Origin of the sequence: Microbacterium sp. SL62, from assembly GCF_026672635.1 — a bacterium.
In the GTDB taxonomy this organism is placed as follows: Bacteria; Actinomycetota; Actinomycetes; order Actinomycetales; family Microbacteriaceae; genus Microbacterium; species Microbacterium testaceum_A.
The window spans coordinates 1497967-1515753 of the sequence record NZ_JAPPRM010000001.1 but is presented as its reverse complement, the minus strand read 5'-3'; the positions used below and the strand labels follow the sequence as shown (position 1 = coordinate 1515753).

Sequence of the window (17787 nt, the reverse complement as noted above, 5' to 3'; positions counted from 1 at the left end):
ACTTACTTGCCGGATGCCAGGGCATCGGCGCCGCCGACGATCTCGGCGATCTGCTGCGTGATCTCCGCCTGACGCGCGTTGTTGCGCAGGCGGGTGTAGTCGGTGATGAGCTTGTCGGCGTTGTCGCTGGCCGACTTCATGGCCTTCTGCGTCGCGGCGTGCTTGGCGGCCGACGACTGGAGGAGGGCGTTGAAGATGCGGCTCTGGACGTAGACCGGCAGGAGCGCATCGAGCACGGTCTCTGCATCCGGCTCGAACTCGTAGAGCGGGTACACCTCGGCCTGGGCCGGAGCCTCGTCCGCCTCGAGGACCTCGAGGGGAAGAAGACGGACCGACTCGGGCGACTGCGTCATCATGCTGACGAAGCGGTTGTACACGAGGTGGATCTCGTCGACGCCGTCGTTCTCGCCACCGGCGCGGTAGGCCTTCAGGACGGCATCCGAGATCTCTTCCGCCGTCGAGAACTGCGGGGTGTCGGTGTCGCCGACCCACTGTGCGACGCTCGCCATGCGACGGAACTGGAAGTACCCGACGGCCTTGCGCCCGACGAGGTAGAACACGACCTCTTTGCCCTGCGAACGGAGCAGCTCGGCCAGCTCGAGCGCCTCACGGAGGATCTGCGAGTTGAACGCGCCGGCCAGGCCGCGGTCGGAGGTGAAGACGACCAGGGCCGAGCGACGGATGTTCTCACGCTCGGTGGTCAACGGGTGATCGACGGAGGAGTGAGTGGCCACCGCGGAGACGGCGCTCGTGACGGCCCGCGCGAAAGGGGATGCCGCGCGCACACGCGCCATCGCCTTCTGAATGCGTGAGGCCGCGATGAGCTCCATCGCCTTGGTGATCTTCTTGGTCGTCTGAGCAGAAGAGATCTTCTGCTTGTAGACCCGTAGCTGTGCGCCCATGATTTACGTCCGTGTCCTCGCTCCTCAGCGACGGCCTTTGACGATCCGCTCCTGGTTCACGTCTTCCGCCTCGGCGGCGTCGACCTTCTCGGCGCCGACGACGCCCTGGTCCTTGCCGGGCTGGAACTCCTTGGTGAAGGCGTCGATCTGCTTCTCGAGCTCGGCGAGGGTGTCGTCACCCAGCGCGTTGGTCTCGCGCAGCGTGTCGAGCACGGTCGAGTTGCGACGGAGGTAGTCGAGCAGCTCGCGCTCGAAGCGGAGCACGTCCGAGACCTCGACGGTGTCCAGCTTGCCGTTCGTGCCGGCCCAGATCGAGACGACCTGCTCCTCGACGGGGTACGGCGAGTACTGCGGCTGCTTGAGCAGCTCGGTCAGACGCGCACCGCGTGCCAGCTGACGACGCGAGGCCGCGTCGAGGTCGCTCGCGAACATCGCGAAGGCCTCGAGCGAGCGATACTGCGCCAGCTCGAGCTTCAGGGTTCCGGAGACCTTCTTGATCGACTTGACCTGAGCGTCACCGCCGACGCGCGACACCGAGATACCCACGTCGACCGCGGGACGCTGGTTGGCGTTGAACAGGTCGGACTGCAGGAAGATCTGGCCGTCGGTGATCGAGATCACGTTGGTCGGGATGTACGCCGAGACGTCGTTCGCCTTGGTCTCGATGATGGGAAGACCCGTCATCGAACCCGCGCCGAGCTCGTCGGACAGCTTCGCGCAACGCTCGAGCAGACGCGAGTGCAGGTAGAAGACGTCGCCGGGGTACGCCTCGCGGCCCGGCGGGCGGCGCAGGAGCAGCGAAACGGCACGGTAGGCCTCGGCCTGCTTCGACAGGTCGTCGAAGATGATGAGGACGTGCTTGCCGCCGTACATCCAGTGCTGGCCGATGGCCGAGCCGGTGTAGGGGGCGAGGTACTTGAAGCCGGCGGGGTCGGAGGCGGGAGCCGCGACGATGGTGGTGTACTCCATCGCGCCGGCCTCTTCGAGCGCGCCCTTCACCGAAGCGATGGTCGAGCCCTTCTGGCCGATCGCGACGTAGATGCAACGCACCTGCTTGTCGACGTCGCCGGACTCCCAGTTCGACTTCTGGTTGATGATCGTGTCGATCGCGATGGCCGTCTTGCCGGTCTGGCGGTCGCCGATGATGAGCTGACGCTGGCCGCGGCCGACGGGGATCATGGCGTCGATGGCCTTGATGCCGGTCTGGAGGGGCTCGTGCACGCTCTTGCGCTGCATGACGCCGGGCGCCTGGAGCTCGAGGGCGCGGCGGCCCTCGGTCGCGATCTCGCCCAGACCGTCGATGGGGTTTCCGAGCGGGTCGACGACGCGACCCAGGTACCCGTCGCCGACGCCGACCGAGAGGACCTCACCGGTGCGGGTGACGCTCTGGCCTTCTTCGATGCCGGAGAACTCGCCGAGCACGACGACACCGACCTCGTTCTCGTCGAGGTTCTGGGCGAGGCCGAGCGTGCCGTCCGCGAAGCGGATGAGCTCGTTGGCCATGACGCCGGGAAGGCCCTCGACGTGAGCGATACCGTCGGCCGCGTCGACGACGGCGCCGACCTCGGTCGCCGCAGCGCCGGTGGGCTCGTAGGCGTTGACGAAGTCCTTCAGCGCGTCACGAATGACGTCGGGGCTGATAGAGAGATCTGCCATTGTCTTCCTTCGTTCGTGGGGCACTCGGCCCCCAGATCCACGCCCACTCGGGCGGAAAGTCTTCAGCCGGCGATGCGCTGGCGGAGGTCCGCGAGGCGTGCGGACACGCTCGCGTCGATCACGTCGTCGGCGACCTGCACGCGCAGCCCACCGACCACGGTCGGGTCGATCACGGTGTTCAGCGTGACGGCCGAACCGTAACGTGCGCTGAGAGCGTTCTGGAGGCGGGACTGCTGGTCGGCGTTCAACGGCGTCGCCGCGAACACCGTCGCGACGATGCGCGCGCGCTGCTCGGCGACGATGCGCTCAGCGCGACGCAGGAGAGCACGGACGCGACGACCGCGCGCGTGCTCGACCAGCGACGACACGATGAGTGCGGTCCCCGCGCTCGCCCGGCCGTCGAGGAGCTTCGAGACGAGAGCCCCCTTCGCCGACGCGTCGCCGAGGCGGCCGCCCAGCGCGAGTTCGAGCTCGCCGTTGGAAGCGACGGTGCGCGAGAACGAGAAGAGCTCGGCCTCGATGTCCGCGTCCTCGGCGACCGAGGTCGCGAGCACAGCGAGCTCTTCGAGTCCTTCGACGAACTCCGCGGAGGTCGACCAGCGCTGCTGCGCGGCACTGGTGAGCAGCGCCACGGTCGCGGGCCGGTACGAGGCTCCGAAGACGCCGGACACCAGACCCGCACGGGCGGCGGGCGGCACCGACGAGTCGGACAGCGCGCCGCTCAGCTGCGCCGAGCCGCTCACGGCACCGACGGCCGCGAACAGTTCGCGCGCGACGTCGAGATCGACGCCCGAGGTGGAGGCCAGGGCCTCCGCGGTCGCGGTCCGCGCCTGAGTGGTCGCGCTGCCCATTACTTGGCCGCCTTCTCGGAAGCTTCGAGCTCGGCGAGGAAACGGTCGACCACGGCGTTGGCGCGCGCGTCGTCCGTCAGGGTCTCACCGATGACGTTGCCCGCGAGGTCGACCGCGAGGGTACCGACCTCGGAACGCAGCTGCACGAGGGCCGTCTGACGCTCGGCCTCGATCTGAGCGTGCGCGGACGCGGTGATGCGAGCGGCCTCGGCCGACGCGGTCTCCTTGGCCTCGGCGACGATCTTTCGACCGTCCTGGGTGGCGTTCTCGCGGATCTCACCGGCTTCTTTGCGCGCCTCGGCGAGCTGGGCGGTGTACTCCTCGAGGGCGGCCTCGGCCTGTCGCTGAGCCTCGTCGGCCTTGGCGATGTTGCCCTCGATGGCAGCACTGCGCTCGTCGAGCAGCTTCGCCATGCGCGGCAGAGCGACGCGCCACACCACGAAGATGATGACGACGAAGCATACGGCCGACCAGATGATGTCGTAGACCGCGGGAAGCAGCGGGTTGTGCGCTTCCCCCGCGGGCTCCGCGGCGAGAGTGACAAGAGCGTTCAGCATCCTGTCTCCTTACAGTGAATCGAGAGCGGCCGGGATCAAGTGAAGATGAAGCCGGTTGCGATACCGATGAAGGCGAGCGCCTCGGTGAAGGCGATACCGATGAACATCAGGACCTGCAGGCGGCCCGCGAGCTCGGGCTGACGAGCGACGCCCTCGATCGTCTTGCCGACGACGATGCCCACGCCGATGGCGGGACCGATGGCAGCGAGACCGTAGCCGATCGTGGCGACGTTACCGGTGACCTGGGCGAGAACCGTAGTTGCGTCCACGGGTTTTTTCCTTTCGTTGGGTGGCTCGGCGTGCGCCGGGCCGCTCAGTGCTCTTCTGCGACCGCGAGCTGGATGTAGACCGCGGTGAGGATCGCGAAGACGTACGCCTGGAGGAAGGCGACGAAGATTTCGAACAGGGTGAAGGCGAAGCCGAAGGCGAGGGAGCCGGCGCCGAGCGCGGTCCACCATCCGCTGAGGTCCACCACGAAGAACTGCGTCGCGGCGAAGAACAGCACCAGCATGAGGTGGCCGACGACCATGTTCATCAGCAGTCGCAGCGTCAGGGTGACGGGGCGGATGATGAAGGTCGAGAGGAACTCGAGCGGGATGATCAGGATGTAGAGGAACCAGGGCAGCCCGGGAGGCATCAGCGAGTTGCGGAAGAAGCCGCCGGGGCTCTTCTTGATGCCCGCGTAGATGAAGGTGACGTAGGCCACGATCGCGAGGAGCATCGGAACCGCGATGACGCTGGTGCCGGCGATGTTCAGGAACGGGATGACACCCGTGATGTTCATGAACAGCACCATGAAGAAGATGGTGGTGAGGATCGGCAGGAAGCGCTTGCCGTCCTTGCGGCCGAGGATGTCCTCGGCGATGTTCACGCGAACGAAGTCCAGGCCCATCTCGACGACGCTCTGGAAGCGACCGGGGACCACTGTCATGCGACGCGTTCCGACGACGAGGAGCGTGACCAGAACCACCGTCGCGAGCATCTGGATGAGGTTGATGCGCGTGATCGCGAACATCGTGCCCTCGAACAGCACCGCGTCGGGGAAGAACTCCGAGATGGAGGGCGGGTGGAATTCCGCACCCGCAGACGCGAAGTTCGTGATCAGGGTCGCAGCTTGAGTAGTCAGCGCTGGCTCCAGCTTCGGGGCATCGGTGTGAACCGTTGCGACGATGGTCGGTGATTGTTACCCGAAGTGCGAGCTTGGAGAAGAATTCCAATCGCGGGTGGGTACTCGACCACCCTATCAAACTCCCGGCGGATCCATGAGTCCGCTCGGTGCGATCGTCTCGGCACCGGACTAATGTGCGGCCGCCGGCCGCACCATGGGATACGGCCGCTCAGGAGCGACGGTCGCCCGCCTCGGGGTCGGTGGGCAGGGTCACGTCGCTGACGCTGGGGATGCGCATGCGCAGCAGGACGACCACGTCGACCGCGAGCGAGGCGATGACGCTGACGACGAGCGCGACGTAGAACACGACGGGGTCGACCCAGCCCTGTCCGCGCAGCACGACGATCGCCACGATGAACAGGATGAGCTTGAGCAGCCAGCCGCCCAGCACGATGCCGAAGAAGATCGGGACGTAGAGCGGATCGCCGAACCATCGGTTCGCCACCAGGATGCTGATGGCCGTGACGGCGAGGAAGATCGCGCTGACCGCGACGCCGGACAGAGCGCTGCCGAGGCCGCCCCCTCCCCCGACGAGGAATCCGATGACGGCCCCGAGCACGAGGAGCACCGCCGTCACGATGCCGCCCCAGACCAGGGCGGTGCGCAGCACCGGGGTACTGGAGAGGGGACGACGAGGGGCGGGGGAAGCACTGCTCATGAGGGGGACTCCGGTCGGGTGGGTCGGGGGCGGCGGGACAGCCGCAGTCGGTGCTGGGAGGGCAGGAGGGTGAGAACGACGCACGCGATGACGCCGATGACGCCGAAGACGATGCCGAAGGCGTAGTCGCCGGGCCAGCTCTGCTGGGTGCCGATGTACATCAGCAGGAACGCGAGGCTCACCACGGCGGTCCAGCTGTAGAAGATGAGGACCGCGTCGCGGTCGGTGTGCCCCATGTCGAGCATGCGGTGGTGCAGGTGCTTGCGGTCCGGCGAGAACGGTGATCTTCCCGCCCACTGCCGGCGGGCGACGGCGAGACCGAAGTCGAGCAGGGGCAGCAGGACGATGACCACGGGCAGCAGGATCGGGATGAACGCACCGAGCAGCTGCGACCGGCCGATCTTCTCGGGATCGAGCACTGCCGGGTCGAGCTGACCGGTGATGGCGACGGCCGAACTGGCCATGAGCAGCCCGAGCATCAGGGCCCCCGCGTCTCCCATGAAGAGCTTCGCCGGCGTCCAGTTCATCGGGAGGAAGCCGAGGCACGCCCCCACGAGGACGGCCGCGATGAACGACGCGAGGTTGAAGTAGGTGCTCGCTCCGGTGTCGCGCACGAGCAGGTAGGAGTACGCGAAGAAGACGCCGTTCGCGATCAGGCAGACGCCGGCGACGAGACCGTTGAGTCCGTCGATGAAGTTCACCGCGTTCATCACGACCACCAGGGCGAACACGGTCAGCAGGAAACTCACCCAGCTGGAGCCGACCGTCAGGGCGCCGATCGGCAGCGAGAGGATCTGCAGTTGGCCGAACCAGGCGATGATGCCCGCGGCGACGAACTGCGCCCCGAGCTTGATCATCCAGTCGAGGTCCCAGAGGTCGTCGGCGACGCCGACGAGCACGATGAGCAGGACCGCCCCCAGCAGGGACAGCACCGGCACGGGGTCGATCCAGAAGATCGCGAAGTAGGGGTTGCGGCTCGACAGGGCGAAGGCCGCCACGACGCCGAGGAACATCGCGACTCCGCCGAGGCGCGGCGTCGGCGTCTTGTGCACGTCGCGGTCGCGGATGCCGGGGTACAGCTTGAACCGCAGCGCGAGCTTCCACACCACCCACGACAGCGCGAGCGTGACCGCCGCCGTGAACAGGATGGTGAGGAGGTATTGGGTCACGGACCCGGCGCCTCGGCATCCGGGGTCGTTGCGGCGGGGGCGGCGAGCGGGTCGACGACCTCGTCCACGGGGTCGGGCTCGAGCAGGTCGCCCACGACGGCGCGCAGCCGCTCACGCGAGATCGCGCCCTCGCGCAGCACCCGGATCTGCGGCTCCGCTCCCCCGACGAGCGTGGTCGCGTCGATGATGGTGGAGGCGATGCCGGTCTCGCTGACGCCGGCGTCGAGGTAGACCGCGACGCTGTCGCCGAGCATGTCGCGTGCGGAGTCGATGTCGACGGCGGCGGCGCGACCGGTGAGGTTCGCGCTCGACACGGCCAGCGGACCGGTCTCTTCGAGGAGTTCCAGCGTCATCTTCTGAGCGGGCATGCGCACGGCCACCGTGCCGTGGGTGTCTCCGAGGTCCCACGAGAGCGAGGGCTGCGCGGGCAGCACGATGGTGAGGCCGCCCGGCCAGAACTCGCGGACGAGGTCGTCGACGGCGGGCGGGATCTCGGCCACGAGAGCCCGCAGCGTCCCCACCCCGGGCACGAGCACGGGGGGCGGCTGCTGGCGGCCCCGGCCCTTCGCCTCGAGCAGGCCGGCGACGGCGCGCGCGTTGAACGCGTCCGCGGCGATTCCGTAGACGGTGTCAGTGGGGAGCACGACGAGTTCGCCTCTGCCGATCGCTTGACGCGCGTGGCGCATTCCGGACAGCAGCTGCGACTCGTCACGGCAGTCGTAGACGGGTGACATAACGCGCGCCAGTCTAGTCGCGCGCCACCGCCCGCGTCGTCAGGGGCGCACGGCGGTCGTGGCGCGATCCCGGGTCGTGAGGTCCGGGTGGGTCGCCGCCGAACGCCAGCCGTCCGCAGTGAGGATCTCGCGGATGGCCGCGCCCTGCCACTCCCCGTGCTCGATGACGATCGTCGCGCCGGGGTGGCCCAGCCGCAGGCCCACGCGACTGAGGTGGCGCACGGCATCCAGCCCGTCCGGTCCTCCGTAGAGCGCCGCGGGTGGGTCGTAGAGGCGCACCTCGGGATCGCGGGGTATCGCGTCGTCGGGAACATAGGGAGGATTGGATGCCACGACGGACACGGTTCCGTCGAGCTCGGGGAAGGCGTCGGCGAGGTCGACGAACGCCAGCGTGACGTTGTCCGCGCCGATCCGGGCGACGTTGTGTTTCGTCCAGACGAACGCGTCGACCGAGTTCTCAGCGGCGAAGACGCGGGCGTGGGGCACCTCGGTCGCCAGCGCCAGCGCGATCGCTCCGCTGCCCGTGCCGAGGTCGACGGCGATCGGAGCCTCCGACGCCGCCGAACGCAGGGCGTCGATGGCGAGCTGAGCCACCATCTCGGTCTCAGGACGGGGCACGAAGACCCCCGGTCCGACCGCGAGTTCCATCGATCGGAACGGGGCGAGACCCGTGAGGTGCTGCAGCGGCTCGCGGGCGGCGCGGCGATCCAGGAGCGGCGCGAGGGCGCGGGCGGCGGGCTCCGGCATCCGGTCTCCGCGGATCGCGGCGGCCTGGACGCCCCCGCGGGACGATTCGAGGACGTGGGCCACCAGCAGTTCGGCGTCGACCTGGGGGTCGGGAACCCCCGCCGCGTGCAGCCGGTGAGCGGCCGCGCGCACGGTGTCGGCGACCGAAACGGCCGTGGGGGCGGGAGGCGGGACGGTTCCTGACATGACGGGAGCCCAGCCTAGTCGCGCAGCGTCACACAGCCGGTGGTGTCGGAGGGCTCGCCTAAAATGAACGCGTCCCGACCGACGGCGAAAGGCGAGCCATGCCCGGCATCCACTCCGACATCACCTCTGCATTCGGCGACACGCCGCTGGTGCGGCTGAACCGCGTCGCCGAGGGCGTCGGCGGCCAGATCCTCGCCAAGCTCGAGTTCTACAACCCCGCCTCCAGCGTCAAGGACCGCCTCGGCATCGCGATCATCGACGCGGCCGAGGCATCCGGCGAGCTGAAGCCCGGCGGCACGATCGTCGAGTCGACCAGCGGCAACACCGGCATCGCCCTCGCGATGGTCGGCGCCGCGCGCGGGTACAAGGTCATCCTCACGATGCCCGCCTCGATGTCGAAGGAGCGCCGCATCCTGCTCAAGGCGTTCGGCGCCGAGCTCGTTCTCACCGACCCGACCAAGGGCATGTCGCACGCCGTCGACGAGGCCAAGCGCATCGTCGCCGAGACCCCCGGCGCGGTGTGGGCCCGCCAGTTCGAGAACGAGGCGAACCCCGCTATCCACCGCAAGACGACGGCCGAAGAGATCCTGCGCGACACCGAGGGCAAGGTCGACTACTTCGTGGCCGGCATCGGCACGGGCGGCACCATCACGGGTGTCGGTCAGGTGCTGAAGGAGCGCGTGCCCGGGGTCAAGGTCGTGGCGGTCGAGCCCGCCGACTCCCCCGTGCTCACCAAGGGCCACCCCGGCCCGCACAAGATCCAGGGCATCGGCCCCAACTTCGTGCCCGCGATCCTCGATCGCGACATCATCGACGAGGTGATCGACGTCGAGTTCGACGACGCCATCCGCCTCGCCCGCGAGACCGCGGCGAAGGACGGCATCCTCGTGGGGATGTCGTCGGGCGCAGCCATCTGGGCCGCCCTCGAGGTCGCGCGTCGCCCCGAGGCGGCGGGCAAGAACATCGTCGTCATCATCCCCTCGTACGGCGAGCGGTATCTCTCGACGGCGCTGTACGAGCACCTGCGCGAAGACTGACGTGGGGGTCCTCTCCCGCGTCCGCGAAGACATCTCCTCCGCCAAGCTCCGCGATCCCGCGGCGCGCGGCGGCCTCGAGATCGCCCTGCTGTACCCCGGGCTTCACGCCGTGTGGTCCTACCGCATCGCGAACCGGCTCTGGCGACGGGGCCTGCGCTTTCCGGCGCGGGCCCTGTCGCAGGTGACCCGGTGGCTCACCGGGGTCGAGATCCACCCCGGCGCCACGATCGGTCGACGCTTCTTCATCGACCACGGCATGGGTGTCGTGGTCGGCGAGACGGCCGAGGTCGGCGACGACGTGATGCTGTACCACGGCGTCACCCTGGGCGGTCGTCAGCGCGAGGGCGGCAAACGACACCCGACCCTGCACGACGGGGTCGCCGTGGGCGCGGGGGCCAAGATCCTCGGGCCGATCACGCTCGGTGCGCGGTCGGTCGTGGGGGCGAACGCCGTCGTCACCCGCGATGCACCGGCCGACAGCGTGCTCGTGGGCGTCCCGGCCAAGGCGCGCACACGCCGCAACGGCGAGGACACCCGCGCGCTGCTGACCACCCCGGAGTACTGGATCTGACCGCCGCGGCGGCTGTTTCCGTTCGGCCGGCCCGCCGTAGGCTCGAACAATGCCCCGACTGCACGATCTCTCGCTCGTGGCCCAGATCGACGGGCTCCGCAGCGGCGAGTACTCGCCCGTCGAGCTGACGAGCCACTACCTCGACCGCATCGACCGCCACCGCGGTCTCGGCGCCTTCTCCGAGGTGACCCGGGATGCCGCGCTCCGACGTGCGGCCGACCTCCCTCGACCGGCCGACGGGTCGCTGTGGGGCGTCCCCCTGGCCGACAAGGACCTCGTCGCCCGCGCCGGAGTGCCCACGCGCTACGGCTCACGCTCACGGGTGAACCACGTGCCCGCGGCATCCGATCCCCTCGCAACGGCCCTCGACGCCGCCGGAGCGATCAACCTCGGCAAGACCAGCACCTCCGAGTTCGGTCTCACCGGCTTCACCGAACCGCTGATCCACGCCCCGGCGCGAGACCCGTGGCGGCCCGCGGCCGGCGCGGGGGCTCGAGCGGTGGCGCGGCGGTGGCGGTCGCTGCGGGACTCCTCCCCGCGGCCGTCGGGTCGGACGGGGGCGGCTCGATCCGCATCCCCTCGGCGACCGTGGGCGTCGTGGGCCTGAAGCCCGCGCGCGGGCGGCTGCCGATCGGCTCGGGCTTCGACTCCCCCGACGGCCTGTCGGTCACGGGACCGATTGCGCGCTCGGTCGAAGACGCCGGTCTCCTGCTCGACGCCCTCGTCGGGCTCGCCCCCTTCTCGTACGCGACGGCCGCGCCCGGCGCCGGCCCCTTCGTCGACGCCGCGCACCGCGACCCCGGTCGACTGCGCCTCGGGATCACTACCGTCTCGCCGTGGGACGACGACGAGGACATCGTCCTCGACGCCGACGCGCGCGCCGCCTTCGACACCGCCGCCGCCTGGCTCGACGACGCCGGACACGCGGTGAGGGATGCCGACTGGCATCCGTTCGCTTATGCCGAGCTGTTCCACGTGCTCTGGCGGGCGAGTGCCGCGCGCATCCCGCTGAGCGACGCCGATGCCGAGCTCGTCGAGCCGCTCACCGCGTGGCTCGTGCAGGAGGGGCGACGCCTGTCGGCGCTCGAACTGCTCGGCGGACTCGCGGCCGCCCGGGCCTTCGAGCGCCGCACCATCGCTGACTTCTCGGCCTTCGATGCGGTGCTCACCCCCGCTCTCGCGCAGCCCCCGCAGCCGATCGGCTCGTACGCGGGCCACAGCCCGGAACGCACGTTCGCGATGCAGGTCGAATACGCGCCGTACTCCAGCTTCGTCAACGTCGCGGGCCTTCCTGCGCTCACGATCCCGGTGACGACGGGTGCCGCGGGCCACCCCGTATCGGTGCAGCTTGTCGGCCGCCCCGGGGGCGAGGCCACGCTGCTGTCGCTCGCTGCTCAGCTCGAGGGGCGCCGCGGCCCGCTCCCCCACCCGCCCGCCTGGGACGCCTGACGCCCTTCGGTCCACAGCACAGGAGATCCGCCCGCGCTTAAGCGCCGACGCCGCCCCGCGGACGGGTCGCGGCCGTGGATCCTGCGTTGTGGTCTCGGAAGGGCGGCCGTCAGGGCAAGAGGCCCGCCGCGGCGAAGGCGCGCGCGTAGATCTCGCGGATCACGCCCTCTTTGCGGGCGTTGTACTCGCTCATCAGGCCGTCGGCCGCGACCTCGCGCTTGACCGCGGCGTACCGCTGTCGATCCGCCTCGTCTGCGCGCAGCCAGTCACGGAAGAGGCGGTGCCGCGCGGCCTCGGGACTGTCGGGCGGCCACACGTGCAGGTTGGCGGCCGGCTCTGCCGAGACCAGGCAGCGGTGCCCGAGCCACCACGGCTCGCGCACGCGCAGCACGAACCCGAGCGCCTCGAGCGCGGGGACGTAGGCGTCTTCGTCGTCGGTGTCGGCGACCGTCAGGTCGATGTCGATGACGGGTTTGGCAGCCAGCCCCGGCACCGACGTCGACCCGACGTGGTCGATCCGCAGCGCACGCTCCCCCAGCGCCTCGACGATGCCTGCACGGAGCACCTCGAAGACCTCGGGCCAGGCGGCATCCGGATCCACGATCTCGATCTGTCGCACCTGCTCGGCCGGGCCGACCCACGGTGAGAGTCCGGGCGGGGGCGGGGTGTCGTCGAACGACACGATCTGAGCGGCGGTGAGCACCACCCGAGCTTAGGACTCGGCGAGGGCCGCGAGGCGAGCTTCTTCGTCGGCGGTGATCGCCGACTCGATGATCGGGCCGAGGGCGCCGTCCATCACCTGGTCGAGGTTGTACGCCTTGTACCCGGTGCGGTGATCGGCGATACGGTTCTCGGGGAAGTTATAGGTGCGGATGCGCTCGGAGCGGTCCATGCCGCGGATCTGCGACTTGCGCGCATCGGCGGCGACCGCGTCGCGCTCCTCTTGCTGCTTGGCGAGCAGGCGGGCGCGCAGCACGCGCATGCCGGCCTCGCGGTTCTGCAGCTGCGACTTCTCGTTCTGCATGGAGACGACGATCCCGGTGGGAACGTGCGTGATGCGCACCGCGGAGTCGGTCGTGTTGACGGACTGACCACCGGGGCCCGACGAGCGGAAGACGTCGATCTTCAGGTCGTTCGGGTCGATCGCGACCTCTTCGGGCTCGTCGACCTCGGGGAAGACGAGGACGCCGGTCGTGGAGGTGTGGATGCGCCCCTGCGACTCGGTGGCGGGCACGCGCTGCACGCGGTGCACTCCGCCCTCGTACTTCAGGTGCGCCCACACGCCCTGCGCGGGGTCGCTCGAGGTGCCCTTGATCGCGACCTGGACGTCCTTATAGCCGCCGAGGTCGGACTCGGTGCGTTCGAGCATCTCGGTCTTCCAGCCCATGGATGCCGCGTACTGCAGGTACATGCGCAGCAGATCCGCCGCGAAGAGGGCGCTTTCGGCGCCGCCCTCGCCGCCCTTGATCTCCATGATCACGTCACGGGCGTCGTCGGGGTCGCGCGGGATGAGCAGACGCCGCAGGCGCTCCTGCGTCTCGGCCACGCGCTCCTCGAGAGCCGGGACCTCCTCGGCGAACGCGGAGTCCTCGCGGGCGAGTTCGCGCGCGGCATCCAGATCGTCGGATGCCGCGCGCCAGGCATCGTAGGCGTGCACGATGCGACTGAGCTCGGCGTAGCGCCGGTTCACCCGTTTGGCGCGCGCGGCGTCAGCGTGGACCGCGGGGTCGTTCAGCTCGAGCTCGACCTCCCGGTGCTCGTCGAGCAGCCCGCGGACGGACTCGAAGATGCCGGAGTCGGACACGGCTCAGCGGATGCTGTTGTCGTCACCGCCGCGCGCGGGCGCCGGGATCGACTTCTGCATCTGCACCAGGAACTCGACGTTCGACTGGGTCTCCTTGAGCTTTCCGAGCACGACCTCGAGGGCCTGCTGGGGCTCGAGGCCGGCCAGCGCACGACGCAGCTTCCAGGTGATCTTGACCTCGTCGTTCGACAGCAGCATCTCTTCGCGGCGGGTGCTCGACGCGTTGACGTCGACGGCCGGGAAGATGCGCTTGTCGGCGAGCTGACGGTTCAGGCGCAGCTCGCTGTTGCCGGTGCCCTTGAACTCCTCGAAGATCACGTCGTCCATCTTGGAGCCGGTCTCGACGAGGGCCGTCGCGAGGATCGTGAGCGATCCGCCGTTCTCGATGTTGCGCGCGGCGCCGAAGAAGCGCTTCGGCGGGTACAGCGCCGAGGCGTCGACACCGCCCGAGAGCACGCGGCCCGAGGTGGGGGCGGCGAGGTTGTACGCGCGGCCGAGGCGCGTGATCGAGTCGAGCAGCACGACGACGTCGCGACCGAGCTCGACGAGACGCTTCGCGCGCTCGATGGCCAGCTCGGCGACGGTGGTGTGGTCTTCGGCCGGGCGGTCGAAGGTCGAGGCGATGACCTCGCCGCGCACGGTGCGCTGCATGTCGGTGACCTCTTCGGGACGCTCGTCGACGAGCACGACCATGAGGTGGACCTCGGGGTTGTTCGTCGCGATCGCGTTGGCGATCTGCTGCAGCACGATCGTCTTACCGGCCTTGGGGGGCGCGACGATCAGGCCGCGCTGGCCCTTGCCGACCGGGGCGACCAGGTCGATGATGCGCTGCGTGAGCTTCTCGGGACCGGTCTCGAGGCGCAGGCGCTCCTGGGGGTACAGGGGCGTGAGGTTGGTGAACTCGACGCGCGTGGCGGCGTCGTCGACCGACAGACCGTTGATTGAGTCGACCTGCACGAGGGCGTTGTACTTCTGGCGGCCCTGCTGCTCGCCCTCGCGGGGCTGCTTGATGGCGCCGACGACGGCGTCGCCCTTGCGGAGGTTGTACTTCTTGACCTGACCGAGCGAGACGTAGACGTCGCTGGGACCGGGCAGATAGCCGGTGGTGCGCACGAAGGCGTAGTTGTCGAGCACGTCGAGGACACCGGCGATGGGGACGAGCACGTCGTCCTCGCCGATCTCGGTCTCGAACTCGTCACCCGTGGTGCTCTGGCCGCGGCGCTTGTTGCGCTGACGGTTGCGGCTGTTTGCCGCCCCGCCCTGCTGCTGCTGGGCCTGCTGTCCGTTCTGGGCGTTGTCGCGCTGGGCGTTGTCGCGGCCGTTCTCGCGCTGGCCGCCCTGCTGCTGCGGGGCCTCGGCCTCGTCGGCGGCGGGCTGGGCCGGAGCCTCGGCCTTGTCGGCGTCGGTCTTGTTGCGGTTGCGGTTGCGCGAGCGGCTGCGGCCACGGCCGCGGGCCGGGGCCTCGTCGGCCTGCTCGGCGGCACCGTCGGCGGGCGCGGCGTCGGCCTGCTCGTCGTCGCCCTCGGCGGGCGCGGTGTCGGCGGCGGGCGCCTCGGCGGCGGACGCGTCAGCGGCGACCGCGGGGGTCTCGGTCTCGGCGTCGGCGGCCACGTCGGCGGCCGTCGTGACGGGGGTCGTCGCGGACTCGTCGGTCGCGGCCTCGGCGGCGGGCGCCTCGGCGGCGGCGGCGTCAGCGGCGGCCTTCGCTTCGGCGGCGGCGGCTTCGGCGGCGGCCGTCTCTTCGGCGGTCGCGCTCTTGGCACGGCGCGGGGCACGCTTGCGCGGGGCGCGTGCGGGCTTCTCGACCGGGGCCGCCTCTTCGGCGGCGGGCTCCGCGGCAGCATCGGCGGCAGGCGCCTCCGAGGCGGAAGCCTCGGCAGCGGGTGCGTCGGCGGCGGGCGCGTCCGCGACCGCTTCGGCCGGGGCCTCAGCGGCGAGGGCGTCGTCGGTGAACAGCGCCTCGGGCTGCGCGTCGGCGGCCGCCTCAGCGGGCTCCTCGGCCGCGGGGGCGTCGGCGCCCTCGGGGGTCTGTTCGGTGTCGGTGCCCTCCGCCGCAGCCTTCGGCTGCTCGTCGGCGGGGGTCTCGGCGCCCTCGGGCGCGTCGACGGGCTGGGTCTCGGAGATGGACTCCACGAGTGCTCCTCAGAAAATGAAACGTGATCAGATCGCGCTTCGCCGTGCAGAACGCAGACGAAGGACACCAGCGGTTCGGGAGACTGCAGCCGATACCGGGTTCGCGATGTGTTGCGGATTTCGCAGGTGGTGCAGAGGCTCAGATTCGCGAAGTTACGCGGAACCCTCTGCGTTTTTCACTGTACCACCCTTAACGTCGACGGCGAGCATGAGCGCCTGCCACGGGGTGTCGACCACGGATGCCATAAGATTTGCCGCCTCAAGTCGCTGCCCTGGCCCGTCGGCCAACACCAGCACGCTGGGCCCGGCCCCCGACACGACCGCCGCGTACCCCTCCGCGCGGAGGGCCCGCACGAGCCGATCGGTCTCGGGCATGGCCTGCGCGCGATAGTTCTGGTGCAGCTTGTCTTCGGTCGCCGCCATCAACAGCTCGGGGCTCTGCGTCATCGCGGCGATCAGCAGGGCCGAACGCGAGACGTTGAACACCGCATCCTCGCGCGGCACCTGCAGGGGCTGCAGGCTCCGCGCCACCGCGGTCGACATGGTGAAGCTCGGGACGAAGACCAGCGGAGAGACGCCGCGGTGGACGATGAGCTGCTTGTGCTGGGGGCCGGCGGCATCCATCCACGCGATGGTGAGTCCGCCGAACAGGCCGGGCGCGACGTTGTCGGGGTGGCCCTCCATCTCGGTGGCCAACCGCAGCAGATCGACGTCGCTGAAGGCGACCTCTCCCTCGAGCAGTCCCTTCGCGGCCAGGATGCCGGCGACCACGGCGGCCCCGGACGACCCCATGCCGCGCCCGTGCGGGATCACGTTGTGCGCCGTCAGTCGCAGCCCCGGCAGGGAACGACCGACCGAGGCGTACGTGTGCGCCATCGCGCGCACTACGAGGTGCGAGGCGTCGCGGGGGACGTCCGCCGTCCCCTCCCCCTCGACCTCGATCTCGAGCCGGTCGCCGTCGAGCTGCTCGACGACGAGCTCGTCGTAGACGCTCAGCGCGAGGCCGAGGGTGTCGAAGCCGGGCCCGAGGTTCGCGCTGGTGGCGGGAACGCGGACGGCGACCCGACGACCGGGGCCTGAGCTCACGCGGTCACCGGCTGCAGGTCGAGCACGGAGGCGACCTCCGAGGTGGCGGCGTCGACGACCGTGGGCGACACGTCGGTGCCGTCGGCACGACGCAGGGCCCACTGGGGGTCCTTGAGACCGTGGCCGGTGACGGTGAGCACGACCTTCGCGCCGGCGGGCACGACGCCCGCCTCGGCGCGCTCGAGCAGACCCGCGACGCTGATGGCCGAGGCGGGCTCGACGAAGATGCCCACCTCGCCGGCGAGGATCTTCTGCGCCTCGAGGATGCCGGCGTCGTCGATCGCGCCGAAGTAGCCGTCGGTGGCGTCACGGGCCTCGAGAGCCAACTCCCACGACGCGGGATTGCCGATGCGGATCGCGCTCGCGATGGTCTCGGGCTGCTTGACGACCTCGCCGCGCACGAGGGGGGCGGAGCCGGCGGCCTGGAAGCCGAACATGCGAGGTACGCGCGTGGCGACGCCGCGGGCGGCCTCTTCGCGGTAGCCGCGCGAGTACGCCGTGTAGTTGCCCGCGTTGCCGACGGGGATGAAGTGGAAGTCGGGGGCGTCGCCCAGAACCTCGACGACCTCGTAGGCGGCGGTCTTCTGCCCCTCGATGCGGTCGGGGTTCACCGAGTTGACCAGGTGCACCGGGTAGTGGACGGCGAGCTCGCGCGCGATCTCGAGGCAGTCGTCGAAGTTGCCGCGGATCTGGATGAGTCGGCCGTTGTGCGCCACGGCCTGGCTGAGCTTGCCCATCGCGATCTTGCCCTCGGGTACGAGGACCGCGGCGGTGATGCCCGCGTGGGCGGCGTAGGCCGCGGCCGAGGCCGAGGTGTTGCCGGTCGAGGCGCAGATGACGGCCTTCGCGCCGTGCTCGACGGCGCGCGAGAGGGCCACGGTCATGCCGCGGTCCTTGAAGGAGCCCGTCGGGTTCATGCCCTCGTACTTCACCCACACGTCGGCGCCGGTGCGACGCGACAGCGCGGGTGCGGGCAGCAGCGGCGTGCCGCCCTCGCCCAGGGTGACGACGGTGGAGGCGTCGGTGACACCCAGACGGTCGGCGTATTCGCGGAGGACTCCGCCCCAGAGGTGTGCCAT

The 17787-nt window shown here is 70.1% G+C and carries 17 protein-coding genes and 1 pseudogene; 3 read left to right on the top strand and 15 right to left on the bottom strand.

Going from position 1 to position 17787, the window contains the following annotated elements:
* Positions 1–2: 2 nt before the first annotated feature.
* The 10 genes from OVA26_RS07145 to prmC all read right to left on the bottom strand — a co-directional run bounded on the left by OVA26_RS07145 (position 3) and on the right by prmC (position 8628).
* A complete protein-coding gene (locus OVA26_RS07145) occupies positions 3–902 on the bottom strand; it encodes a F0F1 ATP synthase subunit gamma (protein ID WP_056227129.1) in 900 nt (299 codons plus the stop codon).
* Positions 903–926: 24 nt separating this feature from the next.
* Complete coding sequence (atpA, locus tag OVA26_RS07140) at positions 927–2558, bottom strand: F0F1 ATP synthase subunit alpha (RefSeq protein WP_056227128.1); 1632 nt, start codon at positions 2556–2558, stop codon at positions 927–929.
* A 62-nt stretch (positions 2559–2620) separates the two neighbouring features.
* On the bottom strand, positions 2621–3409 hold the full coding sequence (locus OVA26_RS07135) for a F0F1 ATP synthase subunit delta (RefSeq protein WP_268103589.1): 789 nt from the start codon (positions 3407–3409) through the stop codon (positions 2621–2623).
* Positions 3409–3966 carry a F0F1 ATP synthase subunit B gene (locus OVA26_RS07130; RefSeq protein ID WP_144782142.1) on the bottom strand — a complete coding sequence of 186 codons (558 nt, stop codon included), beginning with the start codon at positions 3964–3966 and terminating at the stop codon, positions 3409–3411. The genes OVA26_RS07135 and OVA26_RS07130 overlap by 1 nt, the downstream gene beginning before the upstream one ends.
* 35 nt (positions 3967–4001) lie before the next feature.
* Positions 4002–4235: a F0F1 ATP synthase subunit C gene (gene atpE / locus OVA26_RS07125; protein WP_043360904.1), complete on the bottom strand. Its 234-nt coding sequence runs from the start codon at positions 4233–4235 to the stop codon at positions 4002–4004.
* 44 nt (positions 4236–4279) lie between these two features.
* On the bottom strand, positions 4280–4999 hold the full coding sequence (atpB, locus tag OVA26_RS07120) for a F0F1 ATP synthase subunit A (RefSeq protein WP_371129297.1): 720 nt from the start codon (positions 4997–4999) through the stop codon (positions 4280–4282).
* A 304-nt stretch (positions 5000–5303) separates the two neighbouring features.
* A complete protein-coding gene (locus OVA26_RS07115; RefSeq protein WP_056227123.1) occupies positions 5304–5792 on the bottom strand; it encodes a hypothetical protein in 489 nt (162 codons plus the stop codon).
* A complete protein-coding gene (locus OVA26_RS07110) occupies positions 5789–6961 on the bottom strand; it encodes an MraY family glycosyltransferase (protein ID WP_056227121.1) in 1173 nt (390 codons plus the stop codon). The genes OVA26_RS07115 and OVA26_RS07110 overlap by 4 nt, the downstream gene beginning before the upstream one ends.
* Entirely contained in the window at positions 6958–7695 is a 738-nt protein-coding gene (locus tag OVA26_RS07105; RefSeq protein ID WP_268103585.1) for an L-threonylcarbamoyladenylate synthase, read from the bottom strand. The genes OVA26_RS07110 and OVA26_RS07105 overlap by 4 nt, the downstream gene beginning before the upstream one ends.
* Before the next feature lie 39 nt (positions 7696–7734).
* On the bottom strand, positions 7735–8628 hold the full coding sequence (prmC, locus tag OVA26_RS07100; RefSeq protein ID WP_268103584.1) for a peptide chain release factor N(5)-glutamine methyltransferase: 894 nt from the start codon (positions 8626–8628) through the stop codon (positions 7735–7737).
* Positions 8629–8726: 98 nt separating this feature from the next.
* On the opposite strand from prmC, the gene cysK reads away from it, so the two are divergent.
* The 3 genes and pseudogenes from cysK (at position 8727) to OVA26_RS07085 (ending at position 11685) form a co-directional block, all read left to right on the top strand.
* The gene (cysK, locus tag OVA26_RS07095; protein ID WP_056227115.1) at positions 8727–9665 is read left to right on the top strand and encodes a cysteine synthase A; all 939 of its coding nucleotides are present in this window, start codon (positions 8727–8729) and stop codon (positions 9663–9665) included.
* Between the two features lies 1 nt (position 9666).
* Positions 9667–10236: a serine O-acetyltransferase EpsC gene (gene epsC, locus OVA26_RS07090; RefSeq protein ID WP_268103583.1), complete on the top strand. Its 570-nt coding sequence runs from the start codon at positions 9667–9669 to the stop codon at positions 10234–10236.
* 49 nt (positions 10237–10285) lie between these two features.
* Positions 10286–11685: pseudogene (locus tag OVA26_RS07085) on the top strand (amidase).
* Between the two features lie 109 nt (positions 11686–11794).
* On the opposite strand, the gene OVA26_RS07080 reads toward OVA26_RS07085, so the two are convergent.
* The 5 genes from OVA26_RS07080 to thrC all read right to left on the bottom strand — a co-directional run bounded on the left by OVA26_RS07080 (position 11795) and on the right by thrC (position 17787).
* Positions 11795–12388 (bottom strand): GrpB family protein, encoded by a 594-nt coding sequence (locus tag OVA26_RS07080; protein WP_268103582.1) that lies wholly within the window; start codon positions 12386–12388, stop codon positions 11795–11797.
* Between the two features lie 9 nt (positions 12389–12397).
* Complete coding sequence (prfA, locus tag OVA26_RS07075) at positions 12398–13474, bottom strand: peptide chain release factor 1 (RefSeq protein WP_268104893.1); 1077 nt, start codon at positions 13472–13474, stop codon at positions 12398–12400.
* 18 nt (positions 13475–13492) lie between these two features.
* Complete coding sequence (rho, locus tag OVA26_RS07070; protein WP_268103581.1) at positions 13493–15622, bottom strand: transcription termination factor Rho; 2130 nt, start codon at positions 15620–15622, stop codon at positions 13493–13495.
* A 153-nt stretch (positions 15623–15775) separates the two neighbouring features.
* Positions 15776–16708 (bottom strand): homoserine kinase, encoded by a 933-nt coding sequence (thrB, locus tag OVA26_RS07065; RefSeq protein WP_268103580.1) that lies wholly within the window; start codon positions 16706–16708, stop codon positions 15776–15778.
* Entirely contained in the window at positions 16705–17787 is a 1083-nt protein-coding gene (gene thrC, locus OVA26_RS07060; protein ID WP_268103579.1) for a threonine synthase, read from the bottom strand. Before thrC ends, thrB begins: the two co-directional genes overlap by 4 nt.